This is a genomic window from Bacillus massiliglaciei (genome assembly GCF_900098925.1).
Taxonomy (GTDB): Bacteria; Bacillota; Bacilli; order Bacillales; family DSM-1321; genus Peribacillus; species Peribacillus massiliglaciei.
In genome coordinates this window covers 353302-372905 of sequence record NZ_LT622360.1, presented here as the reverse complement: position 1 = coordinate 372905, position 19604 = coordinate 353302, and the positions used below count along the sequence as shown (strand labels likewise).

At 41.1% G+C, this 19604-nt stretch carries 17 protein-coding genes, 1 pseudogene and 1 riboswitch; of the genes and pseudogenes, 4 read left to right on the top strand and 14 right to left on the bottom strand.

Annotated elements, in window-relative coordinates:
* Positions 1-248 precede the first annotated feature (248 nt).
* Complete coding sequence (locus BQ4305_RS18345) at positions 249-749, top strand: GNAT family N-acetyltransferase (protein WP_234397001.1); 501 nt, start codon at positions 249-251, stop codon at positions 747-749.
* A gap of 269 nt (positions 750-1018) precedes the next feature.
* Here BQ4305_RS18345 and BQ4305_RS18340 read toward each other — a convergent pair whose 3' ends face one another.
* From BQ4305_RS18340 to BQ4305_RS18325, 4 genes are all read right to left on the bottom strand, one after another.
* Positions 1019-1201 (bottom strand): Fur-regulated basic protein FbpA, encoded by a 183-nt coding sequence (locus BQ4305_RS18340; RefSeq protein WP_110929192.1) that lies wholly within the window; start codon positions 1199-1201, stop codon positions 1019-1021.
* A 180-nt stretch (positions 1202-1381) separates the two neighbouring features.
* Positions 1382-1487, bottom strand: a riboswitch (SAM riboswitch).
* A 251-nt stretch (positions 1488-1738) separates the two neighbouring features.
* On the bottom strand, positions 1739-2998 hold the full coding sequence (ltrA, locus tag BQ4305_RS18335) for a group II intron reverse transcriptase/maturase (protein WP_110926047.1): 1260 nt from the start codon (positions 2996-2998) through the stop codon (positions 1739-1741).
* A gap of 158 nt (positions 2999-3156) precedes the next feature.
* Positions 3157-3327: a hypothetical protein gene (locus BQ4305_RS21660; RefSeq protein WP_199880500.1), complete on the bottom strand. Its 171-nt coding sequence runs from the start codon at positions 3325-3327 to the stop codon at positions 3157-3159.
* A gap of 288 nt (positions 3328-3615) precedes the next feature.
* Positions 3616-4833: an MFS transporter gene (locus BQ4305_RS18325; protein ID WP_110929191.1), complete on the bottom strand. Its 1218-nt coding sequence runs from the start codon at positions 4831-4833 to the stop codon at positions 3616-3618.
* A 214-nt stretch (positions 4834-5047) separates the two neighbouring features.
* Here BQ4305_RS18325 and BQ4305_RS18320 point away from each other — a divergent pair, with 214 nt between their 5' ends.
* Together BQ4305_RS18320 and BQ4305_RS18315 are read left to right on the top strand one after the other, a co-directional pair.
* Complete coding sequence (locus tag BQ4305_RS18320) at positions 5048-6535, top strand: aldehyde dehydrogenase family protein (RefSeq protein WP_110929190.1); 1488 nt, start codon at positions 5048-5050, stop codon at positions 6533-6535.
* 304 nt (positions 6536-6839) lie between these two features.
* Complete coding sequence (locus tag BQ4305_RS18315) at positions 6840-8324, top strand: peptide MFS transporter (protein WP_110929189.1); 1485 nt, start codon at positions 6840-6842, stop codon at positions 8322-8324.
* Positions 8325-8527: 203 nt separating this feature from the next.
* Here the strand turns inward: BQ4305_RS18315 and BQ4305_RS18310 are convergent.
* A pseudogene (locus BQ4305_RS18310) lies at positions 8528-9787 on the bottom strand (IS1182 family transposase).
* A gap of 378 nt (positions 9788-10165) precedes the next feature.
* Between BQ4305_RS18310 and BQ4305_RS18305 the strand changes: the two are divergent.
* Complete coding sequence (locus BQ4305_RS18305) at positions 10166-11398, top strand: aminopeptidase (protein ID WP_110929188.1); 1233 nt, start codon at positions 10166-10168, stop codon at positions 11396-11398.
* Between the two features lie 71 nt (positions 11399-11469).
* Here BQ4305_RS18305 and BQ4305_RS21655 read toward each other — a convergent pair whose 3' ends face one another.
* The 9 genes from BQ4305_RS21655 to BQ4305_RS18260 all read right to left on the bottom strand — a co-directional run bounded on the left by BQ4305_RS21655 (position 11470) and on the right by BQ4305_RS18260 (position 19465).
* Positions 11470-11646, bottom strand: a complete 177-nt coding sequence (locus tag BQ4305_RS21655) for a hypothetical protein (RefSeq protein WP_199880753.1) — start codon at positions 11644-11646, stop codon at positions 11470-11472.
* A gap of 62 nt (positions 11647-11708) precedes the next feature.
* Positions 11709-12578: an alpha/beta fold hydrolase gene (locus BQ4305_RS18300; RefSeq protein WP_110929187.1), complete on the bottom strand. Its 870-nt coding sequence runs from the start codon at positions 12576-12578 to the stop codon at positions 11709-11711.
* A gap of 85 nt (positions 12579-12663) precedes the next feature.
* Complete coding sequence (locus BQ4305_RS18295) at positions 12664-13452, bottom strand: serine hydrolase (protein WP_110929186.1); 789 nt, start codon at positions 13450-13452, stop codon at positions 12664-12666.
* A 103-nt stretch (positions 13453-13555) separates the two neighbouring features.
* Entirely contained in the window at positions 13556-14530 is a 975-nt protein-coding gene (locus BQ4305_RS18290) for an aldose 1-epimerase (RefSeq protein ID WP_110929185.1), read from the bottom strand.
* A gap of 111 nt (positions 14531-14641) precedes the next feature.
* On the bottom strand, positions 14642-14938 hold the full coding sequence (locus BQ4305_RS18285; protein ID WP_110929184.1) for a YxcD family protein: 297 nt from the start codon (positions 14936-14938) through the stop codon (positions 14642-14644).
* Entirely contained in the window at positions 14926-15372 is a 447-nt protein-coding gene (locus BQ4305_RS18280; RefSeq protein WP_324611601.1) for a hypothetical protein, read from the bottom strand. The genes BQ4305_RS18285 and BQ4305_RS18280 overlap by 13 nt, the downstream gene beginning before the upstream one ends.
* A gap of 183 nt (positions 15373-15555) precedes the next feature.
* On the bottom strand, positions 15556-17001 hold the full coding sequence (locus BQ4305_RS18275) for a C40 family peptidase (RefSeq protein WP_456061851.1): 1446 nt from the start codon (positions 16999-17001) through the stop codon (positions 15556-15558).
* 524 nt (positions 17002-17525) lie between these two features.
* Entirely contained in the window at positions 17526-17840 is a 315-nt protein-coding gene (locus BQ4305_RS18265; protein WP_110929181.1) for a hypothetical protein, read from the bottom strand.
* A gap of 194 nt (positions 17841-18034) precedes the next feature.
* Positions 18035-19465, bottom strand: a complete 1431-nt coding sequence (locus tag BQ4305_RS18260) for a carboxylesterase/lipase family protein (protein ID WP_199880752.1) — start codon at positions 19463-19465, stop codon at positions 18035-18037.
* Positions 19466-19604 lie beyond the last annotated feature (139 nt).

Genomic DNA, 19604 nt, shown 5'->3' with positions numbered 1-19604 from the left:
TGTAACCATTCAGGATCCAAGAGAAACTCCCTTCTCCCAAAGCAGGATTTTTCACACTATTTTTATTGCTGGTCCGAAGGGAATGGAGTTTTAATGATTTGTGATGAAAAATCAAAAAAAGAGCTGCTTGTCTTAGAATCTTATTACCCTTTTTTATAACTGCTTGAACATGAATGTCTTCTACGATTGGCAGGGGTTTATTTAGAGAGTATTATTAAAGGAGTTAAAGTAGAAAAAGGAGTTTTGAAATGACAATGACTATTGATTTTAAAATGGCTGAAATCGGAGATCTTCCACGTATTGTGGACATTTACAATTCCACCATCCCTTCCCGACTTGTGACAGCTGATACGGAGCCGGTGACTGTTGAATCGAAGATTGCCTGGTTTAATGAGCACGATGAGTCAAGACCTTTATACCTCATAGAAATGGAAAACAGAATTGTCGGATGGCTAAGCTTTCAGGCTTTTTACGGACGGCCCGCTTATCAGGCAACCGTTGAAGTCAGCATCTATTTAGATGAAAAATACCGCGGAAACGGAATTGGCAGGCAGGCTGTTCAGAAAGCACTCGATGAATGCCCCCGTTTAGGGATTAAGACACTGCTGGCCTTTATCTTCGGACACAATACACCGAGCCTGAAGCTTTTTGAAAAATTCGGATTTGAAACTTGGGCTCATATGCCAAAAATCGCCGAACTCGACAATATAGAACGAGATCTTGTCATTCTTGGAAAAAGAGTAAACTAAAATAAAGGAAAGCTATTATTTATTCCCGAATAGCTTTCCTTCATGATTTATTTTTATGAAGAAGAGAGATTTACAAGTGTTCCAAAGTGCATATGCCCAATTATAAATCTTTCCTGCCTTTTTCTTAACAATTCTCTGTCTGTTTCATCTAGATACCTCAAGCTGATTAGGGATATAAACGATATGTCAGTGAATGGAGGGAGGGAAGAGGAAAGTCATCCTTACTTTTTTCTGGGTACTTTGAAATGTATTCTGTGTATCTGCCCCTCTCACAAAGGCGGTACATCCTGCGCTTCCCCGCGTGTCCGAACCATTTTATATTCTTTCTCAAGGACACTGATTGGCGCATCATAGAGATGCCTCTCATCAGATGTTTTGTATACTCCATTAGCAAGAAGCTTTTCGATCAGCACGGCTTTTTTCTGTTCCAGCCGTTTAAAGAATTCATTCATTTTCTATACTTCCCCTTTCATTCTATATCTTTCCCCAATATATATTGAATAAGACTTTTTTTATAATAAAATAATTTTTCCAAAGCTAATATACCTTTCTCATCACGTTTTCAAACCTTATTTTCATATAAAAATAACAGCCTCTTCTGTCATAAGAAGAGGCTGTTATCTGAACTGCTCTTCTTATCTTTCAAGCCGGAAAGCTTGTTGGAAGTAGCACAGTTCCCTAACGGGTCTGTTGCCGAGGCTTCAAAGGGCCAAATCCCTCCACCTCTCTGGATAAGAAATCACGATATACTGTTGGGAAATATATTACTTTTTTTCCTTCGTTCTGTCAACTGCTATTTTTATTTTCATTTGACAAGAATACTTATTCCAAAAAAGTTTGTACATTCAGTAACCTGCTTGCAGAACCGTTTCAGCATCCAGAAGAAGTGCGGTCAATGTTCCTCAATCGTCCCTAATCGAGTAGGAGGGGGTGATTAACCCCCGACCTCTCACACCACCGTACGTACCGTTCGGTATACGGCGGTTCCATTAAGTTTGACGCAGAAATTCATATCGATTATATAAACTTTTCAACCCTCGGTGACTCCAATACAAGTTATTGAGGGTTTTGTGTAAGATTGGACTACAGGCTATTCTCCAATATTTCTTTCTGGAGTTTCCCCATTCATATGCCTTTTGGTCAGGGACACCTAGACCTTTGAGTTTTCTTACTCTTGTCCTCGGTTTCTTCCATTGTTTCCATTCAAGCATACGGAGTCTCCGTCTAATCCACTCATCAAATTCTTTAAATTTACTTGGTGTATCAGCCAATGCAAAATATCCACACCATCCCGTTAGATATTGATTTAGTTTCTCGATTCTAACTTCCATAGGAATTTGTTTAGAACGGGAGGTTAACTCCCGTATTTTAGCCTTAAGCCTTTTAATACTTTCATTGGCTATTCGAACCTTCGGTTTCTTATTGACCGTAAAGCTAAAGCCAAGAAACTTTCGTTTCCACGGGCGATCAACTGCTGACTTTTCTCTATTTACTTTGAGCTTTAATTTCTGCTCAATAAAGCATGTAATTGAGTTCATCACTCGTTCTCCAGCTTTCTTCGATTTCATGTAAATATTACAATCATCGGCGTAGCGGACAAACTTGTGACCTCTCCTTTCTAACTCTTTATCAAGTTTATCCAAAAGAATATTCGAAAGAAGGGGGCTCAGTGGACCTCCTTGTGGTGTTCCTTCTTCTGCATCATAGACTACACCATTCATCATAATTCCTGCTTGGAGATATTTCCGTATAAGTTTCAAGACCTGCCGGTCTTGGATTCTACTTGCTAATATCCCCATTAACTTATCATGATTGACTCTATCAAAGAATTTCTCCAAGTCCATGTCAATCACCCATCTATAACCTTCACTTATATATTCCCTTGCTTTACGAACCGCATCATGACCTCTTCTATTTGGTCTAAACCCATAACTATGTTCTGAGAAGGTTGGGTCAAGAAGTGGGGTTAGAACTTGGGCGATAGCCTGTTGAATGAACCGGTCTGTCACGGTAGGTATTCCTAGTAATCTTACTCCACCGTTCGGTTTCGGGATTTCGACTCGACGGACTGGGTTAGGTTGATAGGTACCTTCCCTTAATGAATCACAAAGAGTTTCCCAGTTCTCATAGAGATGTCTTCGTAGGGATTTTACGGACATTCCATCTATGCCGTGACTCCCTTTGTTCTTCTCCACACGTTTAAGTGCTTCTATTAAGTTTTCCCGTGACAGAATCAGATCCATTAACATGTGATATTTCCTTTCGACGTGAACGTAGAAAACTAATTATGTTATTCCTGCTCCACCCTCATGAAGTCCCCTGTGGAATTCACCACTTCCTCCTTCAAGTAAGTCCTTTCGGATTGTCTGCTTCTATACAGGAATTATATGCCTAGTTCTCGTTCTTCCTAATAGTTCAGTCCTTCCCATTCCATCTCGAGTTGGAATGGTACTATGACCTCGGCTGACTTCTGATTGTTCAGCTGTCCATCGCTGGATAGGTTACCAAGGGAACTTGGCGTTCCAATCAGACCTCCCCGGGTAAGAGTACAGTCTTTCCCTCCATCTATCTGCTTCATTTACTCTGTACCACCTTCGGCAGTAAGGACTTCGTTTTGTTGTGCAAACTCATCCAATGGTACCTAGCCTTATATGAAGTTCGTGTTCCTCAGACCGGAGGTTTGCCGCTCGCTTCCTTCAGATTCTGCGTCACCACAGACACCCTTGCGTTAAGCTAACCATTACTACTGCCTTCATGGTTCGGGACTCTCACCCTATAGACTGCACCCATGCCGGGCGCACACAGAACAAAAAGTCTTGAAAGTCAAGACCTTTTTCTGGAGTTTGCCTTTTAATATGCTAAGTTTCTACTCTAACTCTGTATTCTTTGTTTCTTTTCCTAAAGCAGCCGCTGCTGCCCCAATCAGAATAGAGACGGTAAAAATGGTGAAAATGAGTGAAATCGGTTTACCGGCTCCGGCAAGATATCCAACCAACAGCGGGCCCAAAATCCCTCCAATTCTGCCGACAGAGGCAGCGAGACCGGCCCCTGTCCCTCTGATAGCTGTCGGGTATTGTTCAGGTGTATAGGCATAAAGAGCCCCCCACGCCCCCAGATTAAAGAAAGATAAAAACAGACCAGAAACAATTAACATGGAAAGTTCGTCTGCTGTTCCAAAGAAATACGCACTTATGGCTGTCCCAATTAAATAAACAACCAAAACAAATTTCCTGCCCATTTTTTCTATGAAATAGGCTGCTGTAAAATATCCCGGAAGCTGGGCAATGGTCATAATCAACACATACTCAAAACTTCTGATCATGCTGAATCCTTTAAGTACCATAACGCTTGGCAGCCATAAAAACATTCCGTAATAAGAAAAGACTACAGTAAACCAGACCACCCAAAGGACCAGCGTCTGTCTGGAATATTTTCGGTCCCATACTCTTTTTATATTGCTGAAAAACGGGCTTTTTTCACGTTGGCCAAGCTCTTCAAACTTCGGTGAATCTGGAAGACCCAGTCTTAAATATAAAGCGTAAAGCGCAGGAACCGCACTCAACAGAAGTGCAATCCTCCAGCCGTATTCAGGAATGACAAAATAGGAAATGAGAGCGGCCAGCAGCCAGCCAAATGCCCAAAAACTCTCAAGTAAGACAACGGCGCGCCCCCTTTTTTCCGGTGCGACGCTCTCTGAAACGAGAGTAGAAGCGACTGGCAGTTCTCCGCCAAGTCCCATACCAATTAAAAAACGCAAAATTAAAAACTGGGTGAACGTTCCTGCCAGTGCAGAAAGACCGCTTGCAATGGAAAAAAGCAATAGAGTAATAATAAAGATGTTCTTTCGCCCCACCCTGTCTGCCAGCACCCCAAAAACAAGTGCTCCGACGGCCATTCCGATTGAATTAATGCTGCCAATCCAGCCAGTTTGTTCGGCTGTCAGTCCCCAATCCTTCTGCAGGGCAACTAAAATAAATGAAAGCATGCCAACATCCATTGCATCGAACAGCCAGCCAAATCCGGCAATGCCTAATAATTTCTTTTCCGAAACGGTTTTCCTTTTGACCCCATTCGTTTCCGTCATATGCTTATACCATCCTACTTTTTCTCTAGATATTCATCATTTTCTTCTATTATAAAACAAAATTATCCGAATTGCTTCATAATTATTGTCGTTATTTGTTTATTGAATTTTCAATATATTTTAGCTATTATAGACATGCAGGTGCCAAAAAGCAATCTGTTCAGCCCAGCATCATGATTTGCACAATACCACTACCAATTACAGGAGGTATTTTATGTCAAATCTCACGTTAGATGTTTCGGAAAAATTGCAAAAGTTCTTATCTGGTCCTAAAAAATTGTATATCAATGGGCGTTTTGTCGAAAGCGCTTCAGGAAAGACATTCGCCACTCCAAATCCGGCAACCGGACAGACATTGGCAGACGTTTACGAAGCCGACAAAGAAGATATTGATCTGGCCGTAAAAGCAGCCCGCAAGGCGTTCGATGAAGGTCCCTGGTCAAAAATGAGCGCTGCTCAGCGCAGCCGGTTAATGTATAAGCTTGCTGATTTAATGGAAGAAAACAGTAAAGAACTGGCTCAGTTAGAAACACTTGATAACGGAAAACCGATTAATGAAACTACAAATGCCGATATCCCTCTGGCTATCGAGCATATTCGATATTATGCAGGCTGGTCTACGAAAATTGTCGGCCAGACGATCCCAGTAAGCGGAAACTATTTCAACTATACCAGGCATGAAGCTCTCGGTGTTGTAGGACAAATTATCCCTTGGAACTTTCCTTTACTTATGGCCATGTGGAAGCTCGGTGCCGCATTGGCAACAGGATGCACGGTCATTCTGAAACCGGCAGAACAAACCCCTCTGTCTGCTTTGTACCTGGCAGAACTGGTTTCTGAAGCAGGATTTCCTGACGGGGTGGTCAATATCGTTCCCGGTTTTGGAGAAACAGCCGGCCAGGCTCTTGTTGATCACCCTCAAGTAGACAAGATTGCTTTCACAGGTTCAACTGAAGTGGGCAAACTGATTATGCGCAACGCTTCAAATACATTAAAAAGAGTGACATTGGAACTTGGGGGAAAATCACCAAACATTATCCTTCCTGATGCCGATTTTTCAAAAGCAATTCCCGGAGCTCTGAATGGAGTTATGTTCAATCAGGGGCAGGTTTGCTGTGCAGGTTCAAGGGTTTTCATCCAAAAGAAGCACTACGATAATGTAGTAGCCGATATGGCAAGCCATGCGAAAAATATCAAGCAGGGTGCGGGCCTTGATCCAGCTACTCAAATCGGACCTTTAGTTTCCGAAGAACAGCAAAAGCGCGTGCTAGGCTATATTGAAAAGGGAAAAAATGAAGGGGCCGAAGTGCTTGCCGGCGGCAATAGACTTGAAAATGAAGGCTATTTCGTCACACCGACGATCTTTGCAGGCGTTCAAGATGAAATGACGATTGCAAAAGAAGAGATTTTTGGTCCTGTCATATCCGCTCTGCCATATGAAGACCTTGATGATGTAATCAAACGGGCGAACGCTTCCGAATATGGCCTGGCTGCAGGCGTTTGGACACAAGATATTGCAAATGCCCATTATATAGCCGGTAAACTTCGTGCCGGCACTGTCTGGGTTAACTGTTACAATGCTTTTGATGCAGCCTCTCCTTTCGGGGGATACAAACAATCCGGCATCGGCAGAGAAATGGGCTCTTATGCCTTGGACAACTATACAGAAGTGAAGAGCGTCTGGGTAAGCCTGGAACGTTAATCCAAGAAAAAAGGCCCATTCTCTTTGAATGGGCCTTTTTCACTTGTCTTTCCCTCGATCCTTCTCCATGACGATTCAGGACCTTCCAGCATTCCCCTCATTGACACTCTTCTTTTTTTTTATATACTAAAATAATAATTAATGTCTCTAAACACCTATTTAATACAGAATTTTCAGTTACTTCTAACAATACAGAAATTATTCTATTCTGCGATTTTTTGTTGAATTTTGTGTTAAATAGGTTTATCATTTTTACTTTAGAGATAAAAGAGTAGTTTAGCACTATTATGGGAGGTAAGACGTAATGACAGACAAAAATAAGGAGGCCCGTCATATTCCTCAGACAGGATTTTTCGGCCATCCTAAAGGGCTGTTCACCCTGTTTTTCACTGAATTTTGGGAACGGTTTTCTTATTATGGAATGAGAGCAATCCTGCTTCTCTACATGTATGCCGAAATCAACAGCGGCAATTTTGATATAGACAAGAGCACCGCCCTTTCTATTATGGCCATCTACGGTTCATTGGTGTACATGTCCGGAATCATTGGCGGATGGATCGCTGACCGTTTGTTTGGTACAACAAAGACCGTTTTTTATGGCGGCGTGTTAATAATGATCGGCCATATCATCCTTGCTTTACCTGGTAACTTTACAGCTTTACTGGCATCCATGTTCTTTATCGTAATTGGTACTGGTTTACTAAAACCAAATGCTTCCTCTATTGTCGGTGACCTTTACAGTAAGGAAGATGCCCGCCGTGATTCAGGATTCAGTATTTTTTACATGGGTATTAACGCCGGTGCCTTCATTGCACCTTTAATTGTCGGAACTATCGGAGAAAATTACAGTTTCCACCTAGGCTTTGGTTTAGCTGCTATTGGTATGTTTATCGGACTTATCATTTTTATGCTGACAAAGAAAAGCTTTCTTGGGACTGCCGGTTCTCAGGTACCTAATCCATTAACTAAGGAAAACCGCAAGCTTGTCCTTGGAAGAATCGGTGTTGGATTACTGATCATCATCATTCTTGCAGCAATCGGGATTACAACCGGAATTCTGACAATTGAATTATTTATCCTGATTGTCAGCTTTTTAGGAATCCTAATTCCAACTGCATACTTCATCGTGATGTATCGAAGCAAAAAAACAACAGATGTTGAGCGTTCAAGAATTCTTGCCTATATTCCATTATTTATTGCTGCTATGATGTTCTGGGCGATTCAAGAGCAAGGTTCATCTATTTTGACTGACTATGCAGCGAATCGGACACAGCTGGAACTTGCCGGGTTTACGATTCCAGCCTCTTGGTTCCAATCTCTTAATCCATTGTTCATTATTGCATTTGCACCTATTTTCGCATGGCTTTGGCTTAAATTAGGTAAAAGACAGCCATCGACACCTAAGAAGTTTTCATTTGGTTTAATATTCGCTGGTTTATCTTTCATCGTGATGATGATTCCAGCTATGAATGGGACTGAGTCTTTAGTAAGTCCGTTATGGCTTGTACTAAGTTATTTCCTAGTTGTAATCGGAGAGCTCCTTCTTTCTCCTGTAGGATTATCTGCTACAACGAAATTGGCACCGGCTGCCTTTTCTGCACAAACGATGAGTCTTTGGTTCTTGTCGAATGCTGCTGCCCAGGCTGTCAATGCCCAGCTTGTACGTTTTTATGACAAAGATACTGAATTGATGTATTTCGGAATCTTAGGATTCCTTGCCATTGGTTTAGGAATCTTGCTCTTCATCTTATCATCAAAAATTCAGCGTGCCATGAAAGGCATTCTGTAAAAAAATATCTAAATCCTTTTTTAACCTGAATTATCAAAAAAATGGGATTAATCGGTATTGAGGCCCAATTATAATATTGGGCCTCAGATTGTCGACAAAAGGCCTTCAGAATGGTCTCATTCTGAAGGCCTTTTGTCTTTTTGAGATTTTCTTAGGTATTTTATGGTCTGATTTTAAGCAAAATGCTCTTCGAGTATTCTATTTTAGACCATAGCCGAAGCTTGCCATGTCCAATTGGCAAGCTTCTTTAAATTCATAGCAGCAAAAGTAAGCATCGCCTGCATGGACAATTTTTTAATCCCTCGAATGTCCATCGCATACCATGCTTTTCTTTCGCATTCGCAAAGACACGTTCAATCATTTTTCTGTGCTCCTTACTATTTGTACATTGAGCGAGTAAAGGACAATTGGCACATTGAACTGGGTTCGACTTGTATTGGCGTTTGCCTTCTTTGGTGGTAGTTGAATATTTTAGAACCTGTCCTTCCGGACATAGGTAGCAATCATAGTACTCGTCATATACATAATCGTGCTTGCGTAAAAACCCATCTTTCGTTTTGGGTCTTGTATAAGGAAGTACTGGTTGAATCTCATGTTCAAATAAGAATTTAGTAATCGCAGGAGTTTTATAAGCAGCATCGGCAGCAACAGCAAGTGGCTTCTTCACTTTTTCCATAACCTTTTCAACAAGTGGCTGAAGCATATGACTATCATGAACATTTCCAGGTGTCACAACCGCCCCAAGTATAAACCCATACCGGTCCGCAGCCGCATGGAATGAATAAGCAAACTGTTTCGTTCTTTCATCTTTTACATAATAGCCACTTTCAGGATCTGTTGTACTCTCTTTAATCTCCTTAACTTCTTCTTTTTCAAATTTATCTGATGGGAATGGTTTCTTCCCATGATCAACTCGATCTTGATTCAATTCTTCTTGAAGTTTAGCTTCATATGCCCGAGTCTCTTTACGAACTATCTTCTTTTCGAATTTATGTTTATTCGCACTTGCTTTAACATGTGTTGAATCGATGAAGACATGGTCAGCACTTAGTAGTCCTTTATCTGCAATTTCTTTAAGAATTCGATAGAAAATCTGTTCGAAGATATCCGTATCTTGGAAACGACATTCATAATTGTTACCGAAGGATAGAAAAGTGCGGTACTTCTGAATGAAATCCAAACCCTAAAAACCAACGATACGCCATATTTGTTTCAATTTCTCTTATTGTTTGACGCATTGAACGAATTCCAAATACATATTGAACAAATGTCATTTTAATTAATACGACTGGATCAACACTAGGTCGACCTAGTGTTGAATACAGTGATTCAACTAGTGGATAGATGAAAGAAAAATCAATCGCTGATTCAAGCTTTCTGACCAAATGATCCTGTGGTACAAGTTGCTCTATTGTAATCATTTCCATTTGATCACGTTCACTTATTTGATTTTTTGTCATCATATCCATTCACCTCAGACATTTATTTAGAAAGGAGTTGATTGTAGTGCAGGCGGCGACTCCTGCGGGAAAAGCGTGAAGGCCGATACCCCGCAGGAGCAAAGCGACGAGGAGGATTGGGCCACGCCCGCGGAAAGCGTCCGCCGAAACGAAAATCAACTAACACTATTTCAAAAACTATTACTATTATTTTAAAAGAAAAAAGACTGTAGGCAAACTCGAATTTCGAGTTTGTCTACAGTCTGAGGCCCAATTATAATATTGGGCCTTTTTTATTGGAAAATTCTCATGCTTTCCCCCTTGCTATAAGTAAAATTGTTTCTTTTTCCCTGAATTATCAGTACAATTATATAGAGAAATGGGAAAGGAAGTGTCAGTTTCATGACTGAGTTTCAGACAAATTTGGAAAAGTACGCAGAATTAGCCGTAAAAGTAGGCGTGAACATCCAGCCAGGGCAAACGCTTGTTATCAATACAGCATTAGAAGGTGCTGAAATCGTTCGGCTCATTGTCAGGAAAGCCTATGAGGCAGGTGCCAGCAATGTAATCGTAAACTGGTCAGATGACATAGTTTCACGAACCAAATACGAATTAGCCCCTGAGGAAGCCTTTAAAGAATATCCAGAATGGCGGGCTAAAGAGACGATAGAGTTAGCTGAAAAAGGAGCCGCATTCCTTTCCATCGTATCCTCCGGTCCAGATTTATTGAAAGGTATAAAAGGAGAGCGGATTGCGAACTTCCAAAAGGCCGCGGGAAAAGCGCTGAAACCTTGGAGACAGGCTATGCAGTCAGACAAAGTCAGCTGGTCCATTATTGCCGTCCCTTCTCAGGCTTGGGCGGACAAAGTCTTTGCGAATGAACCGGAAGAGCAGCGAGTACATAAACTTTGGAATGCTATTTTTAGAGCGGTCAGAGTAGATACAGATCATCCAGTGGAAGCTTGGAAGAAACATGACCTTTCCCTTCATGAGAAAGTAGACTATCTAAATGAAAAACGCTACCATAAACTTCATTATACGGCGCCAGGCACCGATTTAACCATCGAGCTTCCTGAAACACACCTTTGGGTCGGAGCCGGTTCTGTTAATGAAAAAGGCCATGAATTCATGGCAAATATGCCGACCGAAGAAGTATTCACGGTCCCTCTTAGAACAGGCGTCAATGGAACGGTAACAAGCACCAAGCCGCTAAGTTACAGCGGGAATATCATCGACAATTTTACAATCACATTTGAAGAAGGGCGAATTGTGCGCGTTACAGCTGAAGAAGGTGAAAGTATTCTGAAGCAGCTTGTGGAAACAGATGAGGGCTCACACTATTTAGGAGAAGTGGCATTAGTGCCTTTCAACTCCCCTATCTCGCAGTCTAATGTATTATTCTTTAATACTCTATTTGATGAAAACGCGTCTAATCATCTGGCGATCGGAAGCGCATATGCATTTTGTATTGAGGGCGGAAAAACAATGAGCCCCGAAGAATTAAAGGACAGAGGAATCAATGAAAGCCTGACCCATGTTGATTTCATGATTGGCTCTGAGAAGATGAATATAGACGGGATTAAGAAAGACGGCACTAAAGAGCCTGTCTTCAAGAACGGAGATTGGGCTTTTTAATCCTATTTCTTCCTATTCATTTATTGTAAATAAAAAGGCTGCGGTCATATGACAGCAGCCTTTTTTCAGTTTTATTTTTTTCGGAGCACCGCGAAATTTCTGATCATCGATCCTGCGAACATTAAGACAGCTCCCCCAATTAATAGATAGAGCACTTCTGTCTTACTAATTACGTCCAGGGGATATAATATACTTCCAATAATCGCCAAAGCCCCTGCCAGTGTTAAAATCCATCCCAACTTTACCATAGTGCAGCTCCTTCAAAAAACTAGATTCTCTTCTCTCATTCTACTCTATGCCGCCAGCAAGCTCAATCCTCTTCTGAATTCGATTCTTTTCGGGACGAATCGCCTGCTTGTGAACTTGTTCTCACATGTGAAAGCTTGTGACTCCATAAATCACGGGATTCCCCCGGAGCCTTATGCACCCTTACATCGGGAAGCTGTTTCTGCTGCTGGGCAGACAAAATACTGCTCCCTCTGAATTTTCTATATTCATAAATCTCCACTGGCACCGCTATCTTTTTCAATGGAATTTCCCATGCGTTTTGAAGCATCCTCGATTCATACATGACAGAAGTAACAGCCTGCTCATACTCCTTTTGCATCTCTTTAATCTCTTCATCTAACTCGCTGACTGTATTACTTCGTTCACCAGGACGTCTCTTATAAATTCGTTTAAATTGGCTTTTGACAGTCATAAGAGATAAAGCAGCAAAATATTTAGAAAAAAATTGACCTGCTCTTTTCGGATGTTTTTTTCTCCAAGCAGTCGAGAAAGCTCCAAAGCCGGGAAAAAGAATAGCTCCCATCACCTTTTCAGGACATACATAAGCACAGGCTAAAGCATAAATCCCGCCGCCTGATATTCCAAGAACAAAGTAGCCTTTCAGGCGCAAATACTGTGCACATTCTATGACCTTTTCTGCAAAGTCCAAAGGTTCTCTCCCTTTCAAATCCGCAGATAATCCATATCCAGGACGGTGCAATTCGATAAGCCGAACTCCAAAATGGCAGGCGAGCTGATTTACATCATCCAGGCCCTGTCCGGTTCCTTCAGTACTGTGGCATACAAATAGAGGGATTCCATCTTTCATTCCTGCTTCTCTATAACCAATTTTCCTTCCGTCTTTTAATGGTATAAATTTGTTCATTTTACCGCCGCCCTCTGCTTCTTCCATATCTTAATCATGCTCTTCTGCCATGATAACCTTTAAAATCCAGCCTAAACATAAAAAATCCCGCAGAAACTTCTCTGCGGAACGTTCAGCTTTCTCTCTTCATTATTTCATCATATAGCAGCTTTCCGATTTTCCCCATAACTTGACGGCTGTCTTCATCAGAAGTGATTTCTTCTGTTAACACAGCTGCATATACTGTCTGAGTGTCGGAACGAAGAATCGCAGCATCATGGGATACTCCCTGTATTCCCCCTGTTTTGCCGGCAACCTTCACTCCCTTGCCCATCCTGGCCGGTAATTTTTCTCTGAATTGCTGATTCTCAAACACACGGAGAATCTTCTCATGGCTCTCCTTACTTAATACGCTCCCGGTATGTATTGCCTTTAGAGAAGTGATTGTATCAGCCGCCGTAATGAAATTGTCTTTGCCTTCTTTCTTTGCTTTAAAATCAAACATTTTCCGCTCAAGGACTGTATTTTTTAAACCAAGATCACGGCAGCACTGATTGATTTTATCAAAACCAAGTAAATCAATCAGGATATTAGTCGATGTATTATCGGAAACCGTAATCATTAGAGTAAGCAAGTCTTCCAGTGTTAAAAACACCTTATCCGAAAGAGCATGCAGGACACCCGATCCTCCTGTTATTTGTTCTCGGCGGATCGTTACTGGCTGATTCAAGTAAATTTCTTTTGCTTCTGCCTGCCGAAATCCTTCTACAATCATCGGTATTTTTATCAGGCTGGCGGATTGAAATCGTTCATCTGAATGATAGTCAATGATTTCCTCATCCCAAACAATCTGGCAGGCAAATTTCCCATTAAACTCTTCTGCAAGCTGCAAAACCTCTTTCTCTATCGCTTGTAAAGACATATACACATCCTACCTTTCTATGACATTACTATATGGAGCTTTATTTAATATTATATAAAGAACCTCTCAAGACATGCCATGAAATACACAATTAGAATTAGCTCTATATTGTTTCAGCTGAAAACTTGACGGCAACTGTCCATTTTTCCTTTGGCTGTAAGCTTTTCATGCCTGTCACATTTTCCGGTAAATCAAGATTAGGCGCATTCGTTACCCAGGAATACGGTTCTAGACAGATAAAACCCGTGTCGTTAAACAGAACCCACTGCCGAAAATTTTCATCGCTTTGATAGCGAATCCTAAGCCCTTCTTCTCTGTCCTCTAAAAGCGCTTCATTGATGTCAGTACTCTCAGCATCATATTGATAAATATCATCAAATGTTCTGTCTTTAATAAGTATCCCGCTTTTAAGCCGGAGTTCCGGTATCCATTCTCCTGTTGGCAAAGATCTTTCATTAAGCAGCCATTTTTTATGGACAGGCAGGCGGACCATTACAGTCTTCGATATGCTATGTCTGCATAGCGGCAAAGGAATTGTTGTATGATACCCAATCCCGGCGGGCATTACTTCCTCCCCTTTATTTTCGATTTCCGCTTCTATACTTAACTTACTTCCTTTCAGGTTATACGTCATTATAATCGAAAAAGAGTGAGGAAATTCCTGCAGAATGGACGGGAAATCTTCGCTGCAAATCTGAGTCTGGATTTGAATTTGATCATTTGTTACATGTTGCGCAATCAGCTTCCACGGCTTGTCATGTACAAAACCATGTAAACGATTATGTTTTTCTGGTTCATTGATTGTAAACTGATAGTCCCTTCCTTGGAACTTAAATGCCCCGTCCTCAATTCGATTAGGCGGGAATAAAACGGGGTGTCCAAACAAAGTCGGAGCTTGATGATATTCCTCAATACTGTCAGGAGTTCTGAAGATGTCCGTTCCGCTTTTTTTATAGACGAGAGATAATAAATTACTTCCCAGATTTGGGACGAGAACCCCTTCCAATTCATCATTTCCAAAACGGAGAGCATCCTCTCCCATATATTTTATTTTCTCCAAATAAGGCTTTAACAACATATCTTGGCTCCTCCTTTTCTGATCAAACGAATCTACTTGTTTTCTATCTAAAACAAAACAGCGAGTGCTGCCACCCGCTGTTTTGTTTGATGAAAATTACGCTTTTCTGCATTATCTGCTCTCATTCACGATAGCGATGATTCCTTCTTCATCGTCGAGGACAAGCTCAATGCCGGAATACGGATCTTTTCCCATATATTCATCCAGCCAGATTCTCAAAGCTTCTATAATATTGATTGTAATATATACTTGTTTTCTGCCCTCCCAATATACTTCAGCAGAAAAACCATAGTCATCATCATACATTAATTCAGCTTCCACCTGTTCCGGCTTGATCTGTTTTTTTCTTGCAGTATACACACAGAGAGCGTTAATGATATCCTGTTCGGAAAGTTTTAGCTTCTCCACGAATTTGAATCCTCTCTTCTCCTTTTATTTTTGAAATAGTTGAATATTCCTCTGATCAGAGCGATCACTACGATAATAGCCAGCACATTCACAAGCAAACCAATAAAAGATCCGAGAGCCCCCATATTTGCCAACAGGCCGCCAAACATCAGACCGGCCAAACCTCCAAGCATAAGTCCTTTCATCATACCTCCGCCCATGAAGCCGCCTTTATTCGCTGCTGACTTATTTGCAACGGAAGAATCTGATTTATTGGTATCTTTCTTTTGGATATTCGAATTGAAGTTATTATTGGTATTATTGTTTGAAAAGCCTTTCTTACCGGATTTATACCCTTTTGCGCTTACAGTCGTTTCATCATGGAATACATACCCGCCAGCCGCTGAAAATGAAAGTGTAATCACGAGTAATGCAGCTAATAATTTCTTAATCATCTTGTAAAGTTCCCTCCAAGTATCTTTCTGTTCATATTTTGTTTATTACTCTTTTAAGAAGGCTGATTCACAACCTTCCTCTTCCCTATTAGTATTTACGATTAAACCTCCGATAAGTTTCATTATAGTAAAAAAAAATAAAAAAAATAAGCGGAGAGGAAAACTCCGCCTACTTTCTTAACATTATTTTACTCGAACCACACGTCCGTTAAAAGCATCTCCCCAATAGCCGCTAGTCATGTTTGCAATAGCAACTCCTGTAGAACTTTGGGAACCGATGAATTTTCCGCCGCCTACATATATTCCTACATGTCCGTCCTTCTTATACGTGTCGAAGAAAACAAGGTCGCCAGGTTTCATTTGGCTTGCAGGCACTGTTCGCCCTTGATTCTTCATGCTGTCAGTCTGAGGAGTAAGGTTTACGCCTGCTTGTTTATATGCCCATGATACAAATCCTGAGCAGTCGAATCTGCCGTTCGCGATATCTGAAGCAGTACGGCCTCCGCCAAATTTATAAGTTGAATTCCCAATATACTTATAACCAGCTGAAATAGCCGCACTCACATTGGCACTGCTAGGCTTGCTTGAAGAAACAGGTTTCTTAGAAGCGCTTTTTACTGCCGGTTTGCTTTCTTTAGCTGAAGCTGATGAGCTTCCAGAAGATTGTTTTGATTCAGATTTTGCTTCTGTTTTAGGCTTAGATTCAGATTGCGATTTTGCTTCTGGCTTAGATTCAGAGGCTGACTTTGTCTCTGTATTTGATGTACTCTTTGTTTCTGCCTTAGCTGCAGGCTCTGAATCAGGTTCAGAACCTTCGCTTTCGTTTGCAGCCGCTTCATCTGCAATACGCTGCAATTCAGCCTTTTCTGCTGCTTCACGTTCTTCTTTTTTACGATTTTCTTCTTTAATAGACTCTATCTTCGCTTCTAGATTGGAATCTTTCTTTTCTAAACTGTCAATAAGAGAAGAAGTCTCTTCTTCTTTCTTCTCAAGTTCTTTTTTCAAAGTTTGACTTTGGGCTTTTTGCTCTTCGATTTGAGCCTGCATCCCCTCAAGTTCAACCTTCATATTAGTTAGATTGTCCAATTTCTCTTCAACAGAGGCTTTTTTATCTTCAAGATCTTTTTTATCTTTTTCTTGATCCAAAAGAATATCGCGGTCTGCTTTTGCAAAAGAGGCAACTGCTCCTACCCGGTCAACTAAATCACTGAAATCTTTGGAACCAAATAAAATTTCAAGATATTTGACATCGCCGCCGTTTTCCTGGAAAGTTACAGCACGCTTCTTCAGCACTTCCTCCCGATTGGCGATTCTTTCTTCAAGTACAGCAATTTCTTTCTTCAAATCTTCAATGTCAGATTTAGTCTGTTCGATTTCATCTTTAGTTGAATCGATTTTTTCACGGTTTTCTTTTACTGCTTCCTCAATTTGATTCAGCTGCTTTGTAAGCTTTGTCTGTTCTGCTTTCAAACCGTCAATCAGCTTTTGCGCTTCCGTAATTTCTGTCTGAATGCCAGATCTTTCTCCTTCAATCGATTGGATTGACTCAGCATGAATAGAAGGTACTGCAAAAACGCTTCCTAACCCGAGCATAAGAGTAGTGTTCAATACGATCAGCTTTTTCTTCAAAATCATTTCCCCTGCTTTCTTTCCTGGTTCATTCCTGCTTCTCTCTCTGTCTATTTAGCCAACCAGAATATCTTTTTTTTAGTAGTTTTTTATTTTTATGTTTAAGTCTATTGATGTTCTGCCTAGTATGAGCAGAAGTAAACTGCTCATTTTTACCTATATCGAAGTATAGCACCTGTTTTTATCAAACAGATGATAGGTTTATTACAATTACATTTCATTTTTAACATTAAACGTGTTTTTACGACAAAAGAGGGAAATAAAAAGAAGTATTTTTGTTTTTTCAGCTACTATGTTTCGGATAATCTTTGTAATTAAATGATATTTTCTGCAAAAATCAGACGCTCATCTGCTGTTCCTGTAAGAATGCAAACTAGTATTTTAGTAGTTTCTGTTTTTGATATTTTTTTAAAAAATGGGAAATTAGACGTAATAAACAAGAAAAAGCTGCCCTGTTTGGAGGCAGCTTTGCTTATTCTCTTTTTAATTTTTGGTATCGGTCTGCTTCATAAAAAAAGGAAAAATTAATTCTCCCCCAGCCTGGCGGCTACATCATATTCTTCCAGCATGAACTTCAGTCTGTTTGTTTGGATATAATCCCTCACAGTTTTATTAATCAAACTCTTCAGTCTTTCTTTCTCTGGTGACTTCATAAAATATTCATCAAATTTAGGCGTACCTTTAATGACACCATTCACTCCATTAATTTCTAAGTGCTGTATGAATACAAAATCCCCAGCTTTTTCACTGCTAAAGTCATCAGCATAATAGCGTCCCAGGAAAATATATAAATTTTGTTCTTTCTCGGCCTTAGTGCCAATCACTTCTGCTTTTTCCAATACGTTCATCCTTCCATCATTTGAAACATCATATGGATCGTTTCGTCTGTTGCTGCTTTCCTGTTTATTATATCAAAAAAAAACAGGCAAGGTATTCAGAGACGCTTGAAGTGATAGGAGACTTTCCTATTTAATTGGGCAATCCCCTTATGACTTGCTCACCATCCAATTTTAAAAACTGACAAAAAGGACATTTATTTATAAGCAGATCTTTCCATGCAAGCTTCTCTTATGTTCTTATATGGATCCTTTTCAATTCCGCTGGGTTCATCTAATCTCATCGTATAACGGTTTTCTGTATCATAAACCGGCCAAATTTCCCCATCGGGAGGATTTGGGGTTCCATACTTGGCAAAATTCAGCCAATGCGACAGAATTTTTTCCGATAATTTCTTAGAGTTTCTCCATGGCCGTAATGGGAACAGACTATTCCCTTTATTCACCTGAAAAGATCCAGACTGTATATTAAAATGGCACATCCACATCTTGGCCTGTTTGCTGTAGCCCTCTGTGAACCAAACTGTCTGCCTATTCACTCGGGCATTCCCGCCCGTATCCATAACTGCTTTCTTGTCGGACAACTTGCGGTATGGCGCCGTGACACGGCGATCCAGTTCAGGATCCTCATCAACAATCGTATGTATCGGTACTTCTGCACGCGTTTCTTCGCCCCCAAGTGGCATATTCCGGTTAATCCCTATTAGAAGAGGGAGATCCCCCGCCTTGCCGGAATAAACAGCTTCCAAAGGATCAACAGGAAGAAACTCGCCATCAACAACAGGTGCAAATGTGAGTGTTCCAGGCCTCATTTTGGAATTCTCCTGCCTCAGCAGCTCTGCCGCTTCCGTTATTCTTTCTATAGGCAGTGTTTTCAAAACATCTACATCATCTTCTGAGACTTCTGCCAGCTCCAGAAATCTTTTGGCAAGTTTCTTAGCCAGGCTTTTTGGTGCAGAAGAAGGAGCCGGATTTTGAGCAATGGCCCCGCTGAAAAGCCCTTTCGCAGATGGAATAGTAAGCAGGGCAGTCACTGTATCTCCTCCAGCTGATTCTCCCCATACAGTAACCCTTTCGGGATCACCGCCAAATGCTGCAATATTTTCATTTACCCACTTCAGAGACGCAACTTGGTCCCTCAGGCCTATATTCGAATCAAAGACCGTTTCCGTATCAAGAAAATCGGAAAAATCCAAGTACCCTAACGCACCCATTCTATAATTGATTGTGACAACCACGATATTCCCTGCTTCAGCCAGGGCTTTACCATTATATAAATCAATGAGACCGGATCCGGCTGTATTCGCCCCTCCCGGAATCCAGACCATGACAGGCAGCTTGTCTCCAGCCGTTTTAGGCACCCAAACATTCAGGAACAGACAATCTTCGTCCGGAACCTTGTTCCCTGTCATTCTATTCCCGACAGAACCGTTAAAAGACTGAGGAGCCTGCGGACTGAATTCTTTTGCATCCGCGACACCGTCCCAGGCATCCATAGGTTCAGGAGCCTGAAACCTCCGTTCTCCTGTTGGAGCTTTTGCATACCTAATCCCTTTCCAGACATATGTTTGTCCTTCAGCCACTCCTTGAATATGCCCTTTGGCAGTCGTCACGATTGAACCGATCATCTTCATCCCTCCCTCTCTACTTCTCTTTCTTTCTCACTCCCTGTTTTTCCTTCTGGTTATCCAAAAAAGAATCCGTAAGCAGATTTTTTTACATATAACGCTTTGATCCTTGTCGGTCTCTCAAGAATATAATCAATAA

What these genes read in the sequence shown, in the direction of transcription:
- BQ4305_RS18345 (WP_234397001.1), top strand. Translation starts at nt 249, where the DNA reads ATGACAATGACTATTGATTTTAAAATGGCTGAAATCGGAGATCTTCCA.
- BQ4305_RS18340 (WP_110929192.1), bottom strand. Translation starts at nt 1,201, where the DNA reads ATGAATGAATTCTTTAAACGGCTGGAACAGAAAAAAGCCGTGCTGATC.
- ltrA (WP_110926047.1), bottom strand. Translation starts at nt 2,998, where the DNA reads ATGTTAATGGATCTGATTCTGTCACGGGAAAACTTAATAGAAGCACTT.
- BQ4305_RS21660 (WP_199880500.1), bottom strand. Translation starts at nt 3,327, where the DNA reads ATGAAGCAGATAGATGGAGGGAAAGACTGTACTCTTACCCGGGGAGGT.
- BQ4305_RS18325 (WP_110929191.1), bottom strand. Translation starts at nt 4,833, where the DNA reads ATGACGGAAACGAATGGGGTCAAAAGGAAAACCGTTTCGGAAAAGAAA.
- BQ4305_RS18320 (WP_110929190.1), top strand. Translation starts at nt 5,048, where the DNA reads ATGTCAAATCTCACGTTAGATGTTTCGGAAAAATTGCAAAAGTTCTTA.
- BQ4305_RS18315 (WP_110929189.1), top strand. Translation starts at nt 6,840, where the DNA reads ATGACAGACAAAAATAAGGAGGCCCGTCATATTCCTCAGACAGGATTT.
- BQ4305_RS18305 (WP_110929188.1), top strand. Translation starts at nt 10,166, where the DNA reads ATGACTGAGTTTCAGACAAATTTGGAAAAGTACGCAGAATTAGCCGTA.
- BQ4305_RS21655 (WP_199880753.1), bottom strand. Translation starts at nt 11,646, where the DNA reads ATGGTAAAGTTGGGATGGATTTTAACACTGGCAGGGGCTTTGGCGATT.
- BQ4305_RS18300 (WP_110929187.1), bottom strand. Translation starts at nt 12,578, where the DNA reads ATGGAAGAAGCAGAGGGCGGCGGTAAAATGAACAAATTTATACCATTA.
- BQ4305_RS18295 (WP_110929186.1), bottom strand. Translation starts at nt 13,452, where the DNA reads ATGTCTTTACAAGCGATAGAGAAAGAGGTTTTGCAGCTTGCAGAAGAG.
- BQ4305_RS18290 (WP_110929185.1), bottom strand. Translation starts at nt 14,530, where the DNA reads ATGTTGTTAAAGCCTTATTTGGAGAAAATAAAATATATGGGAGAGGAT.
- BQ4305_RS18280 (WP_324611601.1), bottom strand. Translation starts at nt 15,372, where the DNA reads ATGATTAAGAAATTATTAGCTGCATTACTCGTGATTACACTTTCATTT.
- BQ4305_RS18260 (WP_199880752.1), bottom strand. Translation starts at nt 19,465, where the DNA reads ATGATCGGTTCAATCGTGACGACTGCCAAAGGGCATATTCAAGGAGTG.